This window comes from Brevundimonas sp. D3-1P (genome assembly GCF_055809335.1).
The window spans coordinates 1,228,984-1,247,664 of record NZ_CM147908.1; the positions used below are offsets into that span (position 1 = coordinate 1,228,984).

Annotated in this window: 19 protein-coding genes; 11 read left to right on the plus strand and 8 right to left on the minus strand. The window is 67.4% G+C overall.

The features are described 5' to 3' along the window. The first annotated feature begins 175 nt into the window (after nucleotides 1-175). Nucleotides 176-589, plus strand: coding sequence for a cupin domain-containing protein (locus AC0L6G_RS06280; RefSeq protein ID WP_293827868.1), 414 nt, complete (start codon nucleotides 176-178; stop codon nucleotides 587-589). Here the strand turns inward: AC0L6G_RS06280 and AC0L6G_RS06285 are convergent. The 3 genes from AC0L6G_RS06285 to AC0L6G_RS06295 all read right to left on the minus strand — a co-directional run bounded on the left by AC0L6G_RS06285 (nucleotide 532) and on the right by AC0L6G_RS06295 (nucleotide 3,412). Next, nucleotides 532-1,956 (minus strand): sensor histidine kinase, encoded by a 1,425-nt coding sequence (locus AC0L6G_RS06285; protein ID WP_293827866.1) that lies wholly within the window; start codon nucleotides 1,954-1,956, stop codon nucleotides 532-534. The two genes, AC0L6G_RS06280 and AC0L6G_RS06285, sit on opposite strands and share 58 nt — an antisense overlap. Further along, nucleotides 1,946-2,632 (minus strand): response regulator transcription factor, encoded by a 687-nt coding sequence (locus AC0L6G_RS06290; protein WP_473253217.1) that lies wholly within the window; start codon nucleotides 2,630-2,632, stop codon nucleotides 1,946-1,948. The genes AC0L6G_RS06285 and AC0L6G_RS06290 overlap by 11 nt, the downstream gene beginning before the upstream one ends. Before the next feature lie 177 nt (nucleotides 2,633-2,809). Beyond that, nucleotides 2,810-3,412, minus strand: a complete 603-nt coding sequence (locus AC0L6G_RS06295; protein WP_293827864.1) for a TetR/AcrR family transcriptional regulator — start codon at nucleotides 3,410-3,412, stop codon at nucleotides 2,810-2,812. Between the two features lie 82 nt (nucleotides 3,413-3,494). Here AC0L6G_RS06295 and AC0L6G_RS06300 point away from each other — a divergent pair, with 82 nt between their 5' ends. Then, nucleotides 3,495-4,226: a siderophore-interacting protein gene (locus AC0L6G_RS06300; RefSeq protein ID WP_293827862.1), complete on the plus strand. Its 732-nt coding sequence runs from the start codon at nucleotides 3,495-3,497 to the stop codon at nucleotides 4,224-4,226. 122 nt (nucleotides 4,227-4,348) lie between these two features. On the opposite strand, the gene AC0L6G_RS06305 is transcribed toward AC0L6G_RS06300, so the two are convergent. Further along, the gene (locus AC0L6G_RS06305) at nucleotides 4,349-5,359 is read right to left on the minus strand and encodes an NADP-dependent oxidoreductase (protein WP_293827860.1); all 1,011 of its coding nucleotides are present in this window, start codon (nucleotides 5,357-5,359) and stop codon (nucleotides 4,349-4,351) included. 48 nt (nucleotides 5,360-5,407) lie between these two features. On the opposite strand from AC0L6G_RS06305, the gene AC0L6G_RS06310 reads away from it, so the two are divergent. The 7 genes from AC0L6G_RS06310 to mnhG all read left to right on the plus strand — a co-directional run bounded on the left by AC0L6G_RS06310 (nucleotide 5,408) and on the right by mnhG (nucleotide 12,696). Continuing rightward, nucleotides 5,408-6,457: a LysR family transcriptional regulator gene (locus AC0L6G_RS06310; RefSeq protein WP_293827858.1), complete on the plus strand. Its 1,050-nt coding sequence runs from the start codon at nucleotides 5,408-5,410 to the stop codon at nucleotides 6,455-6,457. A 274-nt stretch (nucleotides 6,458-6,731) separates the two neighbouring features. Then, a complete protein-coding gene (locus AC0L6G_RS06315; protein WP_293827856.1) occupies nucleotides 6,732-9,647 on the plus strand; it encodes a monovalent cation/H+ antiporter subunit A in 2,916 nt (971 codons plus the stop codon). Next, nucleotides 9,644-9,988, plus strand: coding sequence for a Na+/H+ antiporter subunit C (locus tag AC0L6G_RS06320; protein WP_291535959.1), 345 nt, complete (start codon nucleotides 9,644-9,646; stop codon nucleotides 9,986-9,988). Before AC0L6G_RS06315 ends, AC0L6G_RS06320 begins: the two co-directional genes overlap by 4 nt. Then, on the plus strand, nucleotides 9,985-11,580 hold the full coding sequence (locus AC0L6G_RS06325) for a monovalent cation/H+ antiporter subunit D (protein WP_473253005.1): 1,596 nt from the start codon (nucleotides 9,985-9,987) through the stop codon (nucleotides 11,578-11,580). The genes AC0L6G_RS06320 and AC0L6G_RS06325 overlap by 4 nt, the downstream gene beginning before the upstream one ends. After that, nucleotides 11,577-12,065: a Na+/H+ antiporter subunit E gene (locus tag AC0L6G_RS06330; RefSeq protein WP_293827853.1), complete on the plus strand. Its 489-nt coding sequence runs from the start codon at nucleotides 11,577-11,579 to the stop codon at nucleotides 12,063-12,065. Before AC0L6G_RS06325 ends, AC0L6G_RS06330 begins: the two co-directional genes overlap by 4 nt. Then, nucleotides 12,062-12,343: a K+/H+ antiporter subunit F gene (locus AC0L6G_RS06335; RefSeq protein WP_293827852.1), complete on the plus strand. Its 282-nt coding sequence runs from the start codon at nucleotides 12,062-12,064 to the stop codon at nucleotides 12,341-12,343. The genes AC0L6G_RS06330 and AC0L6G_RS06335 overlap by 4 nt, the downstream gene beginning before the upstream one ends. Then, a complete protein-coding gene (mnhG, locus tag AC0L6G_RS06340; protein WP_291535953.1) occupies nucleotides 12,340-12,696 on the plus strand; it encodes a monovalent cation/H(+) antiporter subunit G in 357 nt (118 codons plus the stop codon). The genes AC0L6G_RS06335 and mnhG overlap by 4 nt, the downstream gene beginning before the upstream one ends. A 66-nt stretch (nucleotides 12,697-12,762) precedes the next feature. Here the strand turns inward: mnhG and AC0L6G_RS06345 are convergent, their stop codons facing one another. Beyond that, complete coding sequence (locus tag AC0L6G_RS06345) at nucleotides 12,763-13,518, minus strand: hypothetical protein (protein ID WP_293827851.1); 756 nt, start codon at nucleotides 13,516-13,518, stop codon at nucleotides 12,763-12,765. Between the two features lie 111 nt (nucleotides 13,519-13,629). Here AC0L6G_RS06345 and AC0L6G_RS06350 point away from each other — a divergent pair, with 111 nt between their 5' ends. Both AC0L6G_RS06350 and AC0L6G_RS06355 read left to right on the plus strand, forming a co-directional pair. Continuing rightward, entirely contained in the window at nucleotides 13,630-14,232 is a 603-nt protein-coding gene (locus AC0L6G_RS06350) for an LOG family protein (RefSeq protein ID WP_291535950.1), read from the plus strand. 105 nt (nucleotides 14,233-14,337) lie between these two features. Next, nucleotides 14,338-14,631, plus strand: coding sequence for a DUF8200 family protein (locus AC0L6G_RS06355; protein ID WP_291535949.1), 294 nt, complete (start codon nucleotides 14,338-14,340; stop codon nucleotides 14,629-14,631). 22 nt (nucleotides 14,632-14,653) lie between these two features. On the opposite strand, the gene gltX is transcribed toward AC0L6G_RS06355, so the two are convergent. From gltX to AC0L6G_RS06370, 3 genes are all read right to left on the minus strand, one after another. Then, nucleotides 14,654-15,988 (minus strand): glutamate--tRNA ligase, encoded by a 1,335-nt coding sequence (gltX, locus tag AC0L6G_RS06360; RefSeq protein ID WP_293824895.1) that lies wholly within the window; start codon nucleotides 15,986-15,988, stop codon nucleotides 14,654-14,656. A gap of 150 nt (nucleotides 15,989-16,138) precedes the next feature. Further along, a complete protein-coding gene (locus AC0L6G_RS06365) occupies nucleotides 16,139-17,158 on the minus strand; it encodes an alpha/beta hydrolase (RefSeq protein ID WP_473253006.1) in 1,020 nt (339 codons plus the stop codon). Then, the gene (locus tag AC0L6G_RS06370; protein WP_293824891.1) at nucleotides 17,155-18,666 is read right to left on the minus strand and encodes a M20 family peptidase; all 1,512 of its coding nucleotides are present in this window, start codon (nucleotides 18,664-18,666) and stop codon (nucleotides 17,155-17,157) included. The genes AC0L6G_RS06365 and AC0L6G_RS06370 overlap by 4 nt, the downstream gene beginning before the upstream one ends. Between the last annotated feature and the right edge of the window lie 15 nt (nucleotides 18,667-18,681).

The following is an 18,681-nucleotide window of genomic DNA, read 5'->3' on the forward strand; positions in this document are numbered from 1 at the left end:
AAACGGTCTCTCGAAAACAGGCGCGGACCGTGCGAACGGTCTGCGCGACAAGGCCCGTGAATCCCCACGGCCAGGCCCGGCGGCAATTAAATAAGGATTTAATGGCCGGACGACCGGGGAAGAGGTTTCACTGAGGCGTCGCCGCGATGGCGATCGCAATTGACTCGAGCCTGAAATGCGTACGCCTCTCGTCATTTTCTCGATCTTGGCCGCCGCCGCCGCCATCCCGGCGATCGCCCAGGAGGCCGCGCCGACCGGTGCCGAAGGCCGCAACAAGGTCGAAATCATGCGGACGCCCTACCCGGCCGGCTATGAGACCATGATCATGCGAGTGACGGTGCCGGCCAACGGCTCGGCGCCGCGCCACCAACATCCCGGTATCGAGTCCGGTTACATCCTGTCGGGTGGCGGCGTACTGAGCATCGAAGGCCGCCCCGACCAGACCCTGACGCCGGGAACGGCGGCCTTGGTCCCGCCCAACACGCCCCACAGCTTCCGCAACGGCCCCGAGCCGACCGAGATCGTCACCACCTATGTGGTGGAGGCCGGCAAGCCCATGACCGTGTCCGCCGAAACCGCCGCGCCCTGAGCCGCCGGGTCCGGACAAATCAGCGAGACCCGTAGCCCCGGTCGCAGATTCTCGAGGCGGAGTTCATAGGCGTGCAGTCGCGCCACCGCAGCGACGATCGATAGGCCGAGACCGCCGCCGGGACGCCCGCGGTCCCGGGCGCTGCGGAAGAAGCGTTGGGTGATCTGCTGAAGGTCGGAATCCGGCGCTCCAGGGCCGTCGTCCTCGACGCCCAGCCACAGGTCCCCGCCCTGCATCCGGGCGAAAAGCTTCACCCGACTCCCCGCCTCGTTGAACTTCACGGCGTTGTCGAGAAGATTGAACAGGGCCTCGGCGAGCAACTCCTGGTCCGCGACCAGGACGAGGCGCAGCGGGGTTTCGACCTCGAAATGCAGGCCAGCCTCCTCGGCGAGCGGCGCGAACATCTCCTCCATATCCAGGATCAGTCGGCGCACCTCGAACGGGGCGAAGCCGGAACGCCGATCGCGGCGATCCACCTCGGCGATGCGTTCGATCGCCTTGAACCGTCCGAGGAGAACATCCGTCGCCTCCAGGGCGTCGGCGACCTCTCCACGGGGATTTCCCTGCTCCCAGATCTGCAGGGCGCGGTGCAGATCGGCGCGCAATCGGTTAAGCGGGGTCTTGAGGTCGTGGGCCACGGCGTCGCCCACGCTCTTCACCTCCAGCAGCAACCGCTCCAATTCGGGAATGACGGTGTTGATCACATCGGACAGGGCGTCGATCTCGTCCCCCCGGCGCGTCACTGGAAAGCGCACCGAAAGATCGCCGTCCTTGAGGCGCTGAGCGGCCTTGCGCGTCTGGGCGACACGTCGGATTGGTCCCAGCCCTGTCAGCGCCGACAGGATGAGACCGATTATGATCATGCCGCCCGCCGCCCACAGGCTCGAGGCGATGAGGATGTCGCGAACCCCGGAAAGCGTTTTGGCGTCATAGGCGACGAACAGAATGCGGCCGTCATCCAGGACTGCGACCAGGCCGCGAGCGCCCGGCTGAAACGCCCCGTCGTGCAGCGGGTGAGGCATGCCATCCCACGGCAGGGTCACGGGGATGCGTTTGACGTCGCCGGCGATCGGTCGCCCGTCCGCGCCCAGGAGTCCATAGTGGCTGACCTCGCGGACATCCTCGCTTTGAGCTTGCCTGACCTGATTGGCGAGTGTCTCGGGCGGCAGGCGGCGCAAGGCCGCCGCTTGGCCGATGACGATCTGATCGCCTTGTTCGCCCAGATAGCGCGCCGCCGTGAAATAGGCGCCGCCCGTCAGGGCTAGGACGCCCGCCAGGAAGACGGCCCCATGGATGGCGAGCAATCGAAACGGAGTGGTCCGCCACAGGGCCAGCGAGCCCTGGAAGTCGCGCGCCTCAGCGGCCATGGAACACAAATCCCTTCCCCCGCACGGTCTCGATGCGGCTGGGCGCATCGTCGCCGTCCAGCTTTCGACGCAGCCTACCGAGATGGACGTCGATCAGATTGGTCTTCGGGTCGAAATGATAGTTCCAGACCTGTTCGAAAAGGACCGCGCGCGTCAGCAGTTCGTTCGGATGCAGCATGAAAAACCGCAACAGTCGAAACTCGGTATTCTGAAGCTCGATGGGCACGCCCGCGCGCCGGACCGAACGGGTGATGAAATCCAGCTCCAGATCACCGATCGTCAGAGACGATTCGCGATAGTCCGCCGCGTGGCGACGGATCAGGCTCTCGACCCGGACGGCCATCTCTTCGGAAGCGAAGGGCTTCGCCAGATAGTCGTCCCCGCCCGCGCGCAGGCCCCGGACGCGGTCATCGACATCGCTGAAGGCGCTGATCATCAGGACGGGCGTCACGCGCCCCTCTTCGCGCAACCGCCGGACGACCTCGAGGCCGTCCATGCTCGGGAGGTTGCGGTCGAGCGTCACCGCCGCATAGTCGCCCTCCAACGCGCGTTTGAACCCCTCGGCCCCGTCGGCCACCGCCTCGACCAGAAATCCGGCGCGACTCAGTTCGGCGACGATCTCACGCTGCGCGATCGGGTCGTCTTCGATGCAGAGGATTCGAAGCGAAACAGGAATAGGCCATCTCCACGCCGCCGGCGGAACTGTCGCGGTTTCCCGCGCCGAGAAAGAGAGAGAGCAGGGACGCAAGAATGAACCCCTGGCCGTCCTGTTTCAACGTCGGGTCCATGATGGTGGTGAAGTTCGACACTCCGGTCATCGACAGTCGCCAGCCAGTGCCAGCCCTCGTGGGGATCATGCCGTTTCCAGATAGCCGAAGACCGCCCGTCGCACCCGCCGCGCCAGACCGGATGTGTCGCGCTCGCCCTCGGCGCCGGCGCTGTTCACCATCCCCTTGACGATCGCCAGGATGTCGCGCGCGGCCGCTGGAGGATCCGCCTGCGGGGGCATGTCCTCCCGATGGAGAATCTCGCCAAGCAGCCTCCTGAAGCGCTTGTCGAGGCTGCGCACGCCCGCGTCGAACGGCAGGCGCGCCTCCTCGAAATCCAAAAGCCGGGCGAGTTCGGGACGGCCGAACTGATGCGCCACGGCCGCGTCGATCAGGCGCTCCATGGCTTCCTGGCCGGGCTGAACGGACGCGGCCGTCTCCACCGCCTCGAACAAGCGATCACCTTCCCGGGCGACCACGGCGCCGATCAGCGCGTCCTTGTCCGGGAAATATTGATAGAGCGACCCGATGCTGACCCCCGCCCGCCGCGCGACCGCATTCGTCGAGAACGCACGGTGGCCGTCCTCCTCCAGAATGCGAGCGGTCGCCTCGACGATGGCGGCGACCGTCTCCTGCGCGCGCGCTTGTCTCGGCCGCTTTCGGGGAGAGGGCCGTTGCTGCTCGATCATGGAAAGCGCCTTGGGAATGCGAGTAGGCGATGTGAGTTATGGCTCACATATTAGACCTTCAGCAGAAAGGAAAGCGTTCCTCATGGCCAGACCGCCCTACACCCTGCACGCCGTTACGGTGGAGAAGGTCCAGTCCGTCACCCCGCGCCTGCGGAGGATCACGATCGACGGGCGTCGCCTGACGACCTATCGCGAGGGGCTGCCGGCCCAATGGCTGAAGGTCTTCGTTCCCGGCGAGACGGACGTCGGCGGACGCGCCTATACGGTCCGGCGCTTCGATCCCGTAACCGGGGCGCTGGACATGGATTTCGTCGTCCATGGAGACGCCGGGCCGGCGTCGAACTGGGCCATGCAGGCGAAGGCGGGCGACCGGTTCGAGATCAGCGAGCCGCATCCGCGCGGCGGCGTTCGTCTGGAGCCGCACCACACGCACTATCTGCTGTTCGGCGACGAGACGGCGCTGCCGGCGATGGCGAGCATCCTGGAGGCGCTGCCGGCGGCGACGCGCGCCGACGTCTTCGTCGAAATCGAGGATCGCGCGGAGGAGCAGCGGATCGAAAGCGCTGCGGCGATGAACCTCCAATGGCTCTGCCGGGACGGTCGGGGCGCGAACAGCAGACTGGTCGCGGCCGCCAGGGCGATGTCGGCGCCGGGCCCCGAGACGCTGGTGTTCGTGGCGGCGGAATCGTCCATCGTCCAGGCCATTCGCCGTCACGCCGTCCAGGAGTGGCGGGTCGCGCGCGAGAATCTTCACGCGGCGGGTTATTGGAAGCGCGGGGACGCCGATCATCGTGACGAGGAGGCGACTGCCTGAGCGAACCGCCGTTTCCCCGTTGTCGTCGATACTTGGTGGAATCCGCGAAGCGTGGCCTGGTTTGTCGCTGGAGACGGCCGGGCGAACACGAACCATCCGGCTCGCGCCGCCCTCAGCGCCGGTCAGTCCACGGTCAGCACGATCTTGCCCCGGATGTGGCCCTCGGCCGCGCGCTCGTGCGCCTTGCGGGCGTCGGCGAGCGGGAAGACGCTGTCGATCGCGACGCGGATCGTCGCGTTATCCAGCAGGCGGCCGACCTCTTCCAGCTGCGCGCCATTGGAACGGACCTGCGTCGTCGAGACGGTCACGCCGCGCTGCTCCGCCTCTTCACCGCCGGAGGCGCCAAGACCGAAGATCGGGAACAGCGCGCCGCCGCGCCTAAGCGTTCGCAGGAAGCGGGCGGTCGTCGGTCCGCCGATGGCGTCGACGACGAGATCGACATCGTGCACCACGTCTTCGGGCGTGACCTGGGTATAGTCGATGAACGCATCGGCCCCGAGATCGCGCAGGAAGGCTTCATGCCGGCCCGACGCGACCGCGGTCACATGCGCGCCCTTCCACTTGGCGATCTGCACCGCAAAATGGCCGACGCCGCCCGCCGCGCCGTTGACCAGCACGGTCTTCCCCTCGAGCGGAACCGGCGCGTGCGGGGCCGGCTGGAGCGGGTTGGGCGCATCATGGCCTTCGTCGATCAGGAATTGCCATGCCGTCAGCAGCGACATCGGCGCGGCGGCGGCATGGATATGATCGATCCCGGCCGGCTTGTGCGCCAGATCGGAGACCGGCACGCTGACATATTCGGCATAGGCCTCTCCCATCCCGGTAGGAAAGCGCACCATCGAATAGACTTCGTCGCCGACCGCGAACCCCTGGACGTCCGGCGCGATCTCCGCCACGCGGCCCGAGATGTCCGTTCCCAGGATCAGCGGGAATTGCACCGGCGGCCGCCACTCCGGGGGCAGTATCTTCAGCCCGTCGCGCAGATACCAGTCAGGGGGATTGAGGCCGACCGCATGAACACGGACAAGCACTTCGCCGGACTGCAGGGTGGGCTGCGGCGCATCCTCATATTGCAGCACCTCCGGACCGCCGAACGCATGTTGCCGTATCGCCTTCATCGTCTTTTCCGACATTCCGTGATCCTCATGGCTCGACCAGCCCTCCGCCTCGGCGAGACGGCTGTGAGCATCGGTGTGTTGAACGTCGCGTTCTCGGGACGAGACCGTCGATGCGATCAGGATCGACAAATAGACAGCGCGGACTCGGTTGATAATGCCGGCCTGTGTCGCTTTAATCATGCCATGAAGGAACAGATCGGCCTGGACAGGCTGACCGGGCTGATCGCCTTCGCGCGGGCCGGGTCGATGGGCAGCTATACGGCCGCCGCCCGCTCGCTCTCCATCTCACCTTCGGCGGTGAGCAAAAGCGTGCAACGGCTTGAACAGCGCCTGGGCGTGTCGCTCTTCACCCGCACGACCCGCTCGCTGACGCTGACGCCGGAAGGCCGCGACCTGCACGAGCGCGCCCTCAGACTGTTGCGCGACGCCGAGGAGATCGAGCAGGCCGCGATCATGGCCCGGTCGGCGCCGTCGGGCACGTTGCGGATCGCAGCGCCCCTGACGATCGGCATCCATCTGATCGGACCAGCCCTGCCTGCGTTTCGCAGGCGCTATCCCGACGTCATGGTCGATCTGCGGCTCAGCGACCAGATCGTCGACATCGTCGAGCAGGGCATCGATGTCGCGGTGCGGATCGGGGAGCCCGCGGATTCGCGGCTCCTGTGGCGCCGGCTGGTGCCCTATCGGCTCTGCGCCTTCGCATCGCCGGGCTATCTGGCCGAGCGGGGCGAGCCGGGGCGCCCGAACGACCTGGAGGGGCACGACACCGTCAACCTGCGCTACCAGAGCACGGGGCAATCCTATCGCTGGCCGTTTCGGATCGGCGAGCGGGAGATCGAGATCGTTCCCCCGTCAGGGATCATGGCGGACGCCAGCGAAGCGCTGGTCGCCGCTGTCGCGGCCGGCGGCGGCATCGGCATGCTCGCGACGTTTATCGCGGCGCCCTATGTGGCGCGCGGCGAATTGGTCCCCATCCTGTCCGATTTCGCCGTCGAGCGGAACAACATCGCCGCCCTCTGGCCTGAAAGTCGAAGGGCGAACCCCGCCGTGCGGGCCTTCCTGGCCCTGCTGCAAGAGCTGACGCTGGACGGTGGCGTCGACGCTGACCTATGAGCGGCCGGTCGGCGCCGATGCGCCGCCATCGCGTGAAAGCCGCTCGCCGCATCGTCGAATCCCCCACGCCGAAGGGCCGCTCTCGCCAGTCGACGCGGTTCGCACGCCCTTTGAAGCCGGGCTGTCGCGCTTGTCGCCGAAGCCGAGACCACACCGTTCCAGCCGCGCCCCGGTGTCGCTTTGACGGCCCCTGCGCCAGCCCCTAGGTGAGAACCTTGCCGAACCTTGAGCGTTCGGCAAAGCCCCCCGGTGTTCGGAGAGACGCGCCGCCTTCATGTCCATCAGCTTTCTTCTCCTGATCATCCTGATCCTGCCCTTCATGGGTGCGATGGCGGCGGCCGGCCTGCCGCGTCATGCGCGCACGGCCGCCGCCATCCTGTCGTGGATCGTGGCCCTGGTCAGTCTGGGGTGTCTGGCCGCACTGTGGCCCATGTTCCAGGACGGAGAGACGCTGAAGTTCGAAATCCCCTGGCTGCCGTCGCTGGGGGTCAATCTGGTGCTGCGGCTGGACGGGCTTTCGTGGCTGTTCAGCGCCCTGATCCTGGGCATTGGCGCCTTGGTGGTCCTTTACGCCCGCTATTATATGTCGCCAAAGGATCCCGTACCGCGCTTCTTCTCCTTCCTGCTGGCCTTCATGGGGGCGATGCAGGGGGTGGTGCTGTCGGGCAATCTGATCCAGCTGGTGATGTTCTGGGAGCTGACCAGCCTCTTTTCCTTTCTCCTGATCGGCTATTGGCACCAGAACCCGGCGGCGCGCGAGGGTTCGCGCATGGCGCTGACGGTCACGGCGACGGGCGGGGTCGCCCTGCTGGTCGGCATGATTTTGATCGGGCGGATCGTCGGCAGTTACGACCTGGACGTCGTGCTGGCGTCGCGGGAGGCCATTCAGGCCAGCCCGCTCTGTCTGCCGGCCCTGCTGCTTATTCTGCTGGGGGCGATGACCAAGAGCGCCCAGTTCCCCTTCCATTTCTGGCTGCCGCGCGCCATGGCCGCGCCCACGCCGGTCAGCGCCTATCTGCATTCCGCGACCATGGTGAAGGCGGGGGTCTTTCTGCTGATCCGCTTCTGGCCGGTCTTCGCCGGTACCGAGAGCTGGTATCTGATCGTCGGGGGCGCAGGGCTGGCGACCCTGTTGCTGGGCGCCTGGTGCGCCATCTTCCAGCACGATCTGAAGGGCCTGTTGGCCTATTCCACGATCAGCCACCTGGGGCTGATCGTTCTGCTGCTGGGCCTGGGCAGTCCGCTGGGCTGCATCGCCGCCATCTTCCACACGGTGAACCACGCCACCTTCAAGGCGTCCCTGTTCATGGCCGCCGGCATCATCGACCACGAGGCCGGCACCCGCGACATGAGAAAGCTGAGCGGACTGTTCCGTTTCATGCCCTACACCGCCACCCTGGCCATGGTAGCGGCGGCGGCGATGGCGGGCGTGCCCCTGCTGAACGGCTTTCTATCCAAGGAGATGTTCCTGGCCGAGGCGGTAGCCAGCGTGAACACCCACGGCCTGAACCTGATCTTGCCCGCACTGGCGACCCTGGCCAGCGCCTTCAGCGTCCTCTACTCGCTGCGTTTCATCCACACGACCTTCTTCGGCCCGCCGCCGACCGAACTGGACCGCACCCCGCACGAGCCGCCGGCCTGGATGCGTCGTCCGGTCGAGGTGCTGGTGGGGTTGTGCCTGGTGGTCGGCATCTTCCCGGCGGTGACGGTCGGCCCCTTCCTGAAAAGCGCCGCCGTGTCGGTTCTGGGGTTCGACCTGCCCTACTACAGCCTGGCGCTGTGGCACGGGTTCAACCTGCCGCTGATCCTCAGCATCGTCGCCCTGGCAGGCGGCGTGGCGCTGTATGTCGTGTTCGGCCGGCGCATCAACGCCAATCCGCGCGGCGCCCCCTGGGGCTGGAAGCGGCTGAACGGCGGGTGGCTGTTTGAAAAGGCCATGACCGGCCTGTTCAAGGGATCCGACGCGATGGTGCGCGTCTTCGGTTCGGCGCGCCAGCAGCCCCAGCTCAGAGCCATCGTTCTGGTCGCCCTGCTGGCCGGCGGGCTGGCGGCGCTGGGGGCGGGTCTGGTCATCGTGCCGATCACGCCGACCTTCACCCTGTCCAACTGGGCTTTCGCGGGCCTTTGGCTGGCCGGCGGGGCCTGCGCCGTCGCCGCCGCCTGGCAGGCCAAGTATCACAGGCTGGCGGCGGTGGTGTTGATGGGCGGCGCGGGCCTGGCCAGCTGCATCTCCTTCATCTGGCTGTCGGCGCCCGACCTGGCGGTGACGCAGTTGCTGGTGGAGGTGGTCACGACCGTCCTTCTGCTGCTGGGCCTGCGCTGGCTGCCGAAGCGGCTGGAGACCATCCGCCTGCCTGCGGCGATGGAGCGCCGCTCTCGCCGCCGCCGCCGTCTGGACCTGATCGTGGCCGGAGCGGCGGGCCTGTCGCTGTCCGCCATAGCCTACGCCGTCATGACCCGGCCGCCGGTCGAGGGGATTTCGCGCTATTTCGTCGAGCACGCCTATCGCGATGCGGGCGGGCGCAACATCGTCAACGTGATCCTGGTCGATTTCCGGGCCTTCGACACCTTTGGCGAGATCACGGTGCTGGGCATTGTCGGCCTGACCGTGTTCGCCCTATTGCGCCGGTTCCGGCCCGCCGACGACAGCCTTCCCGGGCCCACGCAGCAGCGGGTTCAGAATGCATCCGACCGCGACCACGAACATCGGTCCGAGGGCGACACGCTGAAGGAAACCATGCTGATCCCGCGCGTGGTGATGCGCTGGATATTCCCCTTCATCATCCTGCTGGCCGTGCACCTGTTCCTGCGCGGCCATGATCTGCCGGGCGGTGGATTTGCGGCGGGGGTGGCGCTGTCGATCGCCTTCATCCTGCAGTACATGGCCTCGGGCGCGCGCTGGGTGGAGGAGCGGCTGACCATCCGCCCGATCAACTGGATCGGGGCCGGCCTGGTGATCGCGGTGCTGAGCGGCGCAGGCGCCTGGGTGTTCGGCCGGCCGTTCCTGACCTCCTGGTTCCGGTACGCCGACGTGCCGATCCTGGGCCGCGTGCCCCTGGCCAGCGCTGTCCTGTTCGACCTGGGCGTGGTGGTGCTGGTCGTCGGAGCCACCGTCCTGACCCTGGTCGCCCTGGCGCACCAGTCGCTGCGCAAGCCCAAACAGACAGACCCTGAGGGAGAACCGTCATGATGGAGCTGGTTCTGGCCCTGGCCATCGGGGTCCTGGCGGCGTCGGGCGTCTGGCTGATGCTGCGCCCGCGGACATTCCAGGTCATCATGGGCCTGTCGCTGCTGTCCTATGCGGTCAACATCTTCATCTTCGCCATGGGGCGGTTGAAGTCGGGCGCTCCGCCGGTTCTGGTCGACGGCGTGTCGGAGCCCGCCCGCTACGCCGATCCGACGCCCCAGGCCCTGGTGCTGACGGCCATCGTCATCAGCTTCGCCCTGACAGCCCTGTTTCTGGTCGTCATCCTGGCGGCGCGCGGCGTGACCGGCAGCGACCATGTGGACGGCAAGGAGCCGGATGCATGACCCACTGGCACGACCATCTGATCATCGGCCCGATCCTGCTGCCCATGGCCGTCGCTGCGGCCATGCTGCTGATCGACGAGCGTCGGCGCATCCTGAAGGCGTCGCTGAGCCTGGCGGCCATGGCGGCCATACTGGCCATGGCTTTGGTTCTGCTGCACGAAAGCGCGACCGGGGCGGCGGGCGGCGGCGACACGGCGCGCGTCTATCGCCTGGGCGACTGGGCCGCGCCCTATGGGGTGGTCCTGGTGGCGGACCGGCTTTCGACCCTGATGGTGGCCCTGACCAGCGTGCTGGGCGGCTTAGCCCTGATCTTCGCCCTGGCGCGATGGGATCGGGCGGGGCCGCGTTTCCACGCCCTGTTTCTGACGCTGATCATGGGGGTGAACGGCGCCTTCCTGACCGGAGACCTGTTCAACCTGTTCGTCTTCTTCGAGGTCATGCTGGCCGCCTCTTACGGTTTGGCCCTGCACGGATCGGGCGAGGCGCGAGTTCGGGCCGGCGTGCTCTATATCGCCGTCAATCTGACGGCGTCTCTGCTGTTCCTGATCGGGGTGTCGCTGATCTATGGAGTCGCGGGCACCCTGAACATGGCCGATCTGGCGGTGCGGGTTCCGGGCGTCGCGGCCGGCGACCTGGGCCTGTTCCACGTCGGGGCGGCCGTGCTGGGCACGGCCTTCCTGATAAAATGCGCCATGTGGCCGCTGGGCTTCTGGCTGACCTCGACCTATTCGGCGGCCAGCGCCCCTTCGGCCGCCGTATTCGCCATCCTGTCCAAGGTCGGGGTCTATGTGGTGATCCGGCTCAGCCTGCTGCTGTTCGGCGTCCAGGCCGGGGCGTCGGCCGGGTTCGGCCTGACCTGGCTGCTGGTCGGAGGCCTGGCGACCGTCGCCTTCGGCACATTCGGCTTGATCGCCTCGCGCGACCTGTCCAGGGCGGCCGGGTTCGGCGTCATGATCTCGTCCGGTTCGGTTCTGGCCATCCTCGGCGTCGGCGATACGTCGGCGCTCAGCGGCGCCCTGTATTACCTGATCGGGTCGACCCTGGCCTGTGCGGCCCTGTTCCTGTTGGCCGAGATCCTACAGCGAGGCCGCGAGCCCGACGTGGGCGAGGCGCGGGCGGTGTTCGACGACGAATATCGCGACCCCTTCGACGACGACGAGAGGAACGAGCCCGGGCTGGTCATCCCGGCGGCCGTGGCGGCCCTGGGCGGCGCGTTCCTGATCTGCACCCTGATGCTGGCGGGTCTGCCCCCGCTGGCGGGCTTCGTCGGCAAGCTGGCCATGATCGACGCCCTGGTGCGCCAGGGCGGCCCGGCGCCCTGGATTCTGACGGCCGTGCTGTCGGTCTCCAGCATCGGCGCCCTGATCGGCCTGACCCGCCTGGGCGTCGGCGCCATCTGGACGCGCGACGACGACGCTCCCGCCCTGGTCGTCGGCGCGGCCGAGGCGACGGCCCTGGCGGGCCTCCTGGCCGCCTGCGTGCTGCTGGCCGTCTTCGCTGGCCCGGCCCTGGTCTATACCGACCATACCGCCGCCTGGCTGGCCGATCCGCAGGCCTATGTTCAGGCCGTCCTGAGCGGAGGCGGCCGATGAGACGCATCCTGCCCTACCCTATCCTCTCGGCGAGCCTGTTCGTCGCCTCCGTTTTGCTCAGCAACTCCCTCGCCCCGCCGTCGCTCGCCCTGGGGCTGCTGATCGCGCTTTTCGCCCCCGCCATCATGTTGGCCCTCAGGGTCGAGCGGGTGCGGGTGAAGAGCCCTTCCGCCATCCTCAGCTTGTTTGCAGACGTCGCCGCCGACATCGTGCGCTCCAACTGGGCGGTGGCGCAGATCATCGTGGCGGGGCGGCGGCGCAGTCGCACCTCGGGCTTCATCCATGTGCCGCTGGAGCTCCGCGACCGCTACGCCCTGGCCGTCCTGGCCATCATCGTGACCAGCACCCCCGGCACCCTGTGGGTCGAATACGAGCCGGCGACCGGCCGGCTGCTGCTGCATGTGCTCGACCTGGTCAACGAGGAGGAATGGGTACGGCTGATCAAGGACCGCTACGAGCGCAGGCTGATGGAGATTTTCGAATGACGGCGGCGGTTCTGGTCTGGGGTCTAGGCCTGGCCCAGCTGATGCTGGTCTGCGCCATGGGATTGGCGGTCTGGCGCATCGTTCGCGGACCGCGCGCCCAGGATCGCGTGCTGGGCATGGACACCCTTTATCTGAACGCCATGCTGTTGGTCGTCGTGTTCGGCGTGCGCACCAACAGCCAGCTGTATTTCGAGGCCGCCCTGATCATCGGCATGCTGGGCTTCGCCGCCACCGTCGCCCTGGCCAAGTTCCTGATGCGTGGCGAGGTGATCGAATGAGCGCCGACCAAGTTCCCCCCTGGGTCGCCTTCGTGGTCGCGGGCCTGGCCCTGGCCGGCGCCGCCCTGTCGCTGATCGGCGCGATCGGCCTGGCCCAGCTCAAGACCTTCTACGAGCGGGTGCACGCCCCGACCCTAGGCGCCACCCTGGGCATGGCCCTGGTGCTGGCGGCCTCCATCGTCTGGTTCACGGCGGTCGAAGGGCGTTTCATGCCGCGCGAAATCCTGATCGGCCTTTTCCTGACGGTGACGACGCCGGTGACGCTGATCCTTCTGGCGCGTGCAGCCCTTTTCCGCGACCGCACCGAGGACGCCGACGACAAAAAAGAGCCCGGCAGGGGGCCGCCGGGCTGAAGCTAGGTTCGGTGATGGCGCCCTTAAGGGCGCTCTCATTCGTTAACCGAATTGGTTTCCAACATCTCAACGAGCGGCGGCGGGGCGATCCGGCAGCCAGGCGCTCTGATGGCCGTTGGGCTGCACCGGCCAATTGATGCGCCATCCCTGGCCCGCGCGCGCGATGGAGAATCCGCCTTCCCCGGCGTCTCCAGGATAGTCGAAGGCCTGGCCGTCCACGACGATCTCCACGGAGCCCGCCCGGCCCGCCATGGCCCGCCAGCGCCCCCGCGACGCCGGCGCGACGTTGGCCGCAACCCCGCCCACCGCGACGACGGGCGGCTTGTGCCCAGCCGGACCCGAGATCATCAGGGTCGATCCATCCGAATCCACCGCGTCCAGCAGGCCCCTTCCGTCCAGCCTGATCGTCGGCTGGCCTGCGGCGATCAGGGCGATCGGCCCGGCTCCGCCCTGGATCACCACCAGCGTTTCGGGTGAGACGGCGGCATCCTCGCCCACCTGCACCTCAGGCGTCAGGCGTATGTCGCCGTAGAGCGGCGGCAGCCTCAGTTCGAAACGCCCGGCCGCATCGGCGTTGACCGCCACCGCCGCCACGTCCGGTGCGCGCAGCACCACGCGGGCGTCGGGATCGGCCGCCCCGCGCACGATCAGCACGCCGCCGTCGCGCGTCACCCCGTCGATCAGCGGAGGCCGAACCCACGGCGATGCCTTTTCCGCGCCAGCCGGTCCAGCCACCCCGCCATCGCCCCGCGAACAGGCCGACAGCGTCGCGCCCGCCGCCGCCAGGGCCGCGACGATCGCGATGCTGATCCGACGTTTCATCCTTGGCCTCGACGATATAGGACTGGCGACCCAGCGGCTCGCGCTGGTGTTAGCGCGAGCGCCGCCGGTTTGGCCATGGGTCGGACCGGCATTCGTTCTGTTCGAGGCCCCATGTCCCTGCCCCCCGTTTCGTTCCAGCCGTTCGACGGCCCGTCCGTCTGTCTGTTCTGCGGCGCCTCCGAGACCGCCGACCCCGCCTATGCCGAGGCGGCCTACGCCTTTGGCCGCGCAACGGCCCAGGCCGGATGGCGGCTGGTCTACGGCGGCGGCGGCGTGGGGCTGATGGGGGCGTCCGCGCGGGGCGCGCATGAGGCGGGCGGCCGCGTCGTCGGCATCATGCCGGCGTTCCTGCGCAGCCGCGAACGCTTGTTCGACGAGGTCGAGACCGTTGTCGTCACCTCCATGCACGAGCGCAAACAGCTGATGTACGATCAGTCGGACGCCTTCGTCGTGGCGCCCGGCGGCATCGGCACCTTGGAAGAGGTGGTCGAACTGCTGTCATGGAAACGGCTGGACCTGCACCACAAGCCGGTCGTCTTTCTGAACCTGAACGGCTTCTGGGACGGGTTTTTCGCCCTGATGCGCCACAGCGTGAACGAGGGCATGACCCCACCTTCGTTCCTGGACGCCTGGACCGTCGCCGACACGGTGGAGGACGCCTGGGCCCAGCTCCAGACTCCCGAGGCGCCGCAGCAAAGACATGATCGTCGCTAAGTGATCGCCGCTTATATTCGCGGCCGACGTATTGACAGTTTTTATCCGAAACTGACATTGGGGACGCGGCGGCAAGACGCCGTTCTTCGATGCGGAAAGTTTCCCATGCGCGCCCTGCTTATCGCCGCCGCCCTGTTCGCCGCCGCTCCGGCCGTCGCCCAGACGCCCGCCGCCACTCGCCTGACCCTGGCCGACGCCGCCAAGGCGCCGGCTCGCGCCACCATCATCGACGGCGCTCGCTGGTCCTGCGAGGGCGCGACCTGCACAGCCGCTGGCGGCACGGAGCAGCCCGCCACGCGCGCCTGCCGCCGCGTGGTTCAGAAGTTCGGCCCTGTGACCGCCTTCGCCTACAAGGGCGTCGAACTCAGCGCCGAAGAACTGGCCGTCTGCAACGCCTGATCCGGCAAAGGGTCGAGGCGGCTCAGGCCGCCTCGCCTCTCAGACGCCGCTGCAGTGTCTCGCGCCCGATCAGCGGCGCCAGGGCGGCCATATCCGGCCCGTGGGCCTGGCCGGTCAGCGCCAGCCGCAACGGCATGAACAACGCCTTGCCCTTGGCGCCCGTCTCAGCCTTCACGGCGTTGGTCCAGGTCGGCCAGGCGGTTTCGTCGATCACGTCGGGCAGCAGTTTCGCGGCCGCATCGATGAAGGCCGCGTCCTCGATCACCGGCTGGATCGGCCCCTGAATGATCTTCGCCATTTCAACGACATCGGCGAACTTGTTCAGATTGCCCCGCACAACGGACCAGAAGGTTTCGCCCAGGTCGGCGCCCAGCGCCTGAAGCCGCGGCCTGGCCGTCTCATAGTGCATGACGTGCAGCGCCTGGGCGTTCAGCCGGTCCAAATCCGCCGTGTCGTAGCGCGCCGGCGAACGGCCCATCTTTGAGAAGGCGAAGCCGGCCCCCAGCGCCGCGATGGATTCGGCGACCTCCAGCGGGTCCGACGTGCCGATCCGGCCCAGGTGGCTGGTGATGGCGATGGGCTCGTAACCCTGGTCGCGCATATCGCTGATCGACAGCGACCCCAGCCGTTTCGACAGGGCGGCCCCGTCCGCGCCGACCAGCAGAGGCATATGGGCGAAACCCGGCACGGGCGCGCCCAACGCCTCGAAGATTTCGATCTGGGCGCCGGTGTTGGTGACGTGATCCTCGCCCCGGATGATGTGGGTGATGGCCATGTCGATGTCGTCCACAACCGACGGCAGGGTGTAGAGGAACAGGCCGTCCTCGCGGATCAGAACCGGATCGGACATCGAGGCGGTGTCGACCTCGGCATGGCCGCGCGCCAGGTCTTCCCAGGCGACGCGCTTGCCATCCAGCTTGAAGCGCCAGTGCGGGCGACGGCCCTCGGCCTCATAGGCGGCCTTCTGCTCTTCGGTCAGTTCCAGAGCGGCGCGGTCATAGATCGGCGGCAGGCCGCGCGACAACTGCACCTTTCGGCGACGGTCCAGTTCTTCGGCCGTCTCATAGGCTGGGTAGAGACGCCCGGAGGCCTTCAGCCTCTCCGCCGCCTCTTCATATCGGTCGAACCGCTTGGACTGGTTGTGGCGTTCATCCCACGTCATCCCCAGCCAGGTCAGATCGTCCTCGATCCCCTGTTCGAACTCGGCCGTCGAGCGAGCCAGGTCGGTGTCGTCGATACGCAACACGAACGCCCCCCCCTGCCCTTTCGCAAACAGCCAGTTCACCAGGGCGGTGCGGACATTGCCGACGTGCAGCCTACCCGTCGGCGACGGGGCGAAACGAACCTTGACGGACATGGGGGATCAACGACCTCGAAAGCGAGGCGGCTAGGTCGCGCCGCAACCCGGCGAAGTCAAGGCGCGGCTCGGATCGAACCGCCGTCATCATAGGATTTCACCTCGGAAGCGATTTCGAAGGCTTCCGAAACGCCTGAATGGGTCCTGAGCCTAGTCAAGAAACTGACGATCAAGCCAACGCAACAGCAGATCAGGCCACACCGTCGCAGGCGACCCCGGTATGCCCAATCCGTAGCCATGCCCTCCTTCTTGGAAAAGATGCAGTTCCAGCGGCCGCCCGGCGGCATGAGCTGCGGTGCTCCAAGCCAGAACGTTATCTGGGTTGACGGTGTCGTCGTCCCAGCTGTGGACCAGGAACGAGGGCGGCGTCCGGTCATCGACATGACGGATCGGCGAGCGTTTCGCCGCCAGATCATCGGACGGCGATCCGCCCAGCAGCAGGTTGCGCGATCCGGCATGCGCCAGCGGCGCCTCCATCGACAGCACCGGGTAGATCAGGGCGGCGGCGTCGGGCCGGGCGCTCAGGGCGTCTGCGGCGTCCTGCGCGCCATAGACGATTTCGTCGAACGAAACGGCCAGACTGGCCGCCAGATGCCCTCCGGCGGAAAAGCCAAGAACGGTGACCCGGTCAGGCCGCACGCCATAGTCGCTCGCATGGAGACGAAGCAGACGAATAGCCCTCTGCGCGTCCTGAAGAGGAACATCGGCGCGCGCCCCCCACCCTTCCCCGGGCAAACGATAGTCAAGCACGGCGACCAGATAGCCTTGGGCCGCGAACCGTTCGGCGATTTCGACGCCCTCATTGGCGATGGAGACGAACAGATAGCCCCCGCCCGGAATGACGAGCAAGGTCCGGCCGTTAGGGAGCCGAGGCCGCCAGATGTGCAGTGACGGCGCAGGGGTCGACTTCAGAAAGGAACCGGGCCACCCCGGAATATCCGCTAAGGGCTTGTAGTCCGAAAGGCCCGGCGCGCCGGCTGACCACAGTATCATCTGCTCGGCCGCGTCCCATGCGGGCGGACGAATCCGCTCAACCGGCCGGGGGGTCAAGGGATGGATGTCGGATGCTCCAGTCGGAGCAGGCTCAGCATGCGACATGGCTGACAGGCCGAAACAGCACGTCGTCACCAGCGCCGACATCAAAGCAGCCAACGCCTGTGTAAGCTTCATGACGTCCTCCCGTTTTGATTTTCCCCAACCATCAAACGCCCGTAGAAACGGATGTTACGCTCCAGATTGTCCAGGCTGATGCGCTCGTTCACCCCGTGGATGCGGCCTAGTTCGGTCATGGCGAAGCGGTTGGGTGCGAAGCGGAAGACGGAGTCCGCGACGCCGGTCATGTAGCGAGAATCGGATGCCGCGATCATCAGGGACGGGGCAACGGGCACGCCCGGCGCGATTTCGCCCACCGCGTCGGCCAGATAGGCATAGGCGTCCGTTTCGGTCGAGGAAATGGGCGACGGTTCACGGCCTGCACCCTCCAGTTCGACCGCGACCGGCAAACCCTTCACCGCCTTGCGCGTGCGCGCCAGAACCGCCTGTACGGACGACCCTGGCGCAATGCGATAGTTGATCCAGACGGAAGCGGTTTGCGGAAGGACGTTCTCCTTGGGCGAACCGCTCAGCATGGTCGGCGCGATGGTCGTATGAAGACCCGCTGCGCCGGCTGGGTTCTTGGACATCTGTTTCGCCAGCAGACCGCCGAACAGCCAGTCGTTGGCCAGAAAAAACCGCGTCATGAACGGCGCGTGGGGCGCCAGGGCGCGCAAGCCCTCGCGCGAAGGCCCGTCATAACGCAGCGGCCAGGCCTGTCCCTCGATGGCCGTGATCGCCCGCGCCAGCACCGAGACCGCCGTGCTTTGCGGCGGCGCGGAGGAATGGCCGGCGTCGCCGCGCGCCGTGACCTTCAGGGTGACATAACCCTTTTCGGCGACCGCGATCAGGGCGGCCGGTCCCTTTGTGACCGGATGGTCCTCGATGATGGCGGACCCTTCGTCCAACACCATCCAAGCGCGAACGCCGCGTTGACGCAACAGGGCGGCCGCCGCCTGCGCGCCCTGCCCGCGCGTCTCCTCGTCATGACCGGAGACGATAATGACCGTGCGCTCGGGCTGGAAGCCGCGCGCGGCCAGGGCCTCGCCCGCCTCAAGCAGGGCCACCAGAGAACCCTTGTCGTCGATGGCGCCCCGCCCCCAGACGAAGCCGTCGCGCACCTGCCCGCCAAACGGAGGATAGGTCCATTCCGACAGGGTTTCCGGCGAGGGCGGCACCACATCCTGGTGCGCCATCAGGACCAAGGGCTTGAGTGCCGGATTGCGTCCTGGCCAGGTCCACATCAGCCCGTCGCCGCCCACGGCCTCGCGACGGGCCGCCGCATGTAAGGCGGGATATGTATGCGCCATCCAGTCATGCAGGGCCAGCCACTGGCTGCGGTCGTCCTCGGCAGGGTTCTGATGCGACACCGTCTGGAAACGGATCGCCGCGCCCAGGCGCGCGGCGGCCGATGCGACGTTCACGGACAAGGCGGGCGTCGCAGGTGCGGCCGCAACCGGAACGTCCTGAGGTTTCAGCATCAGGGTTCGGGCAACCAGGACGGTCGTGAGGACCAAAGCCGCCGCCACAACGCCGCCCGCCAGCCGGCGCGCCAACCGCCAAGGGCGACGGGACGTATCGGACATGAGGGGCGATTTTCG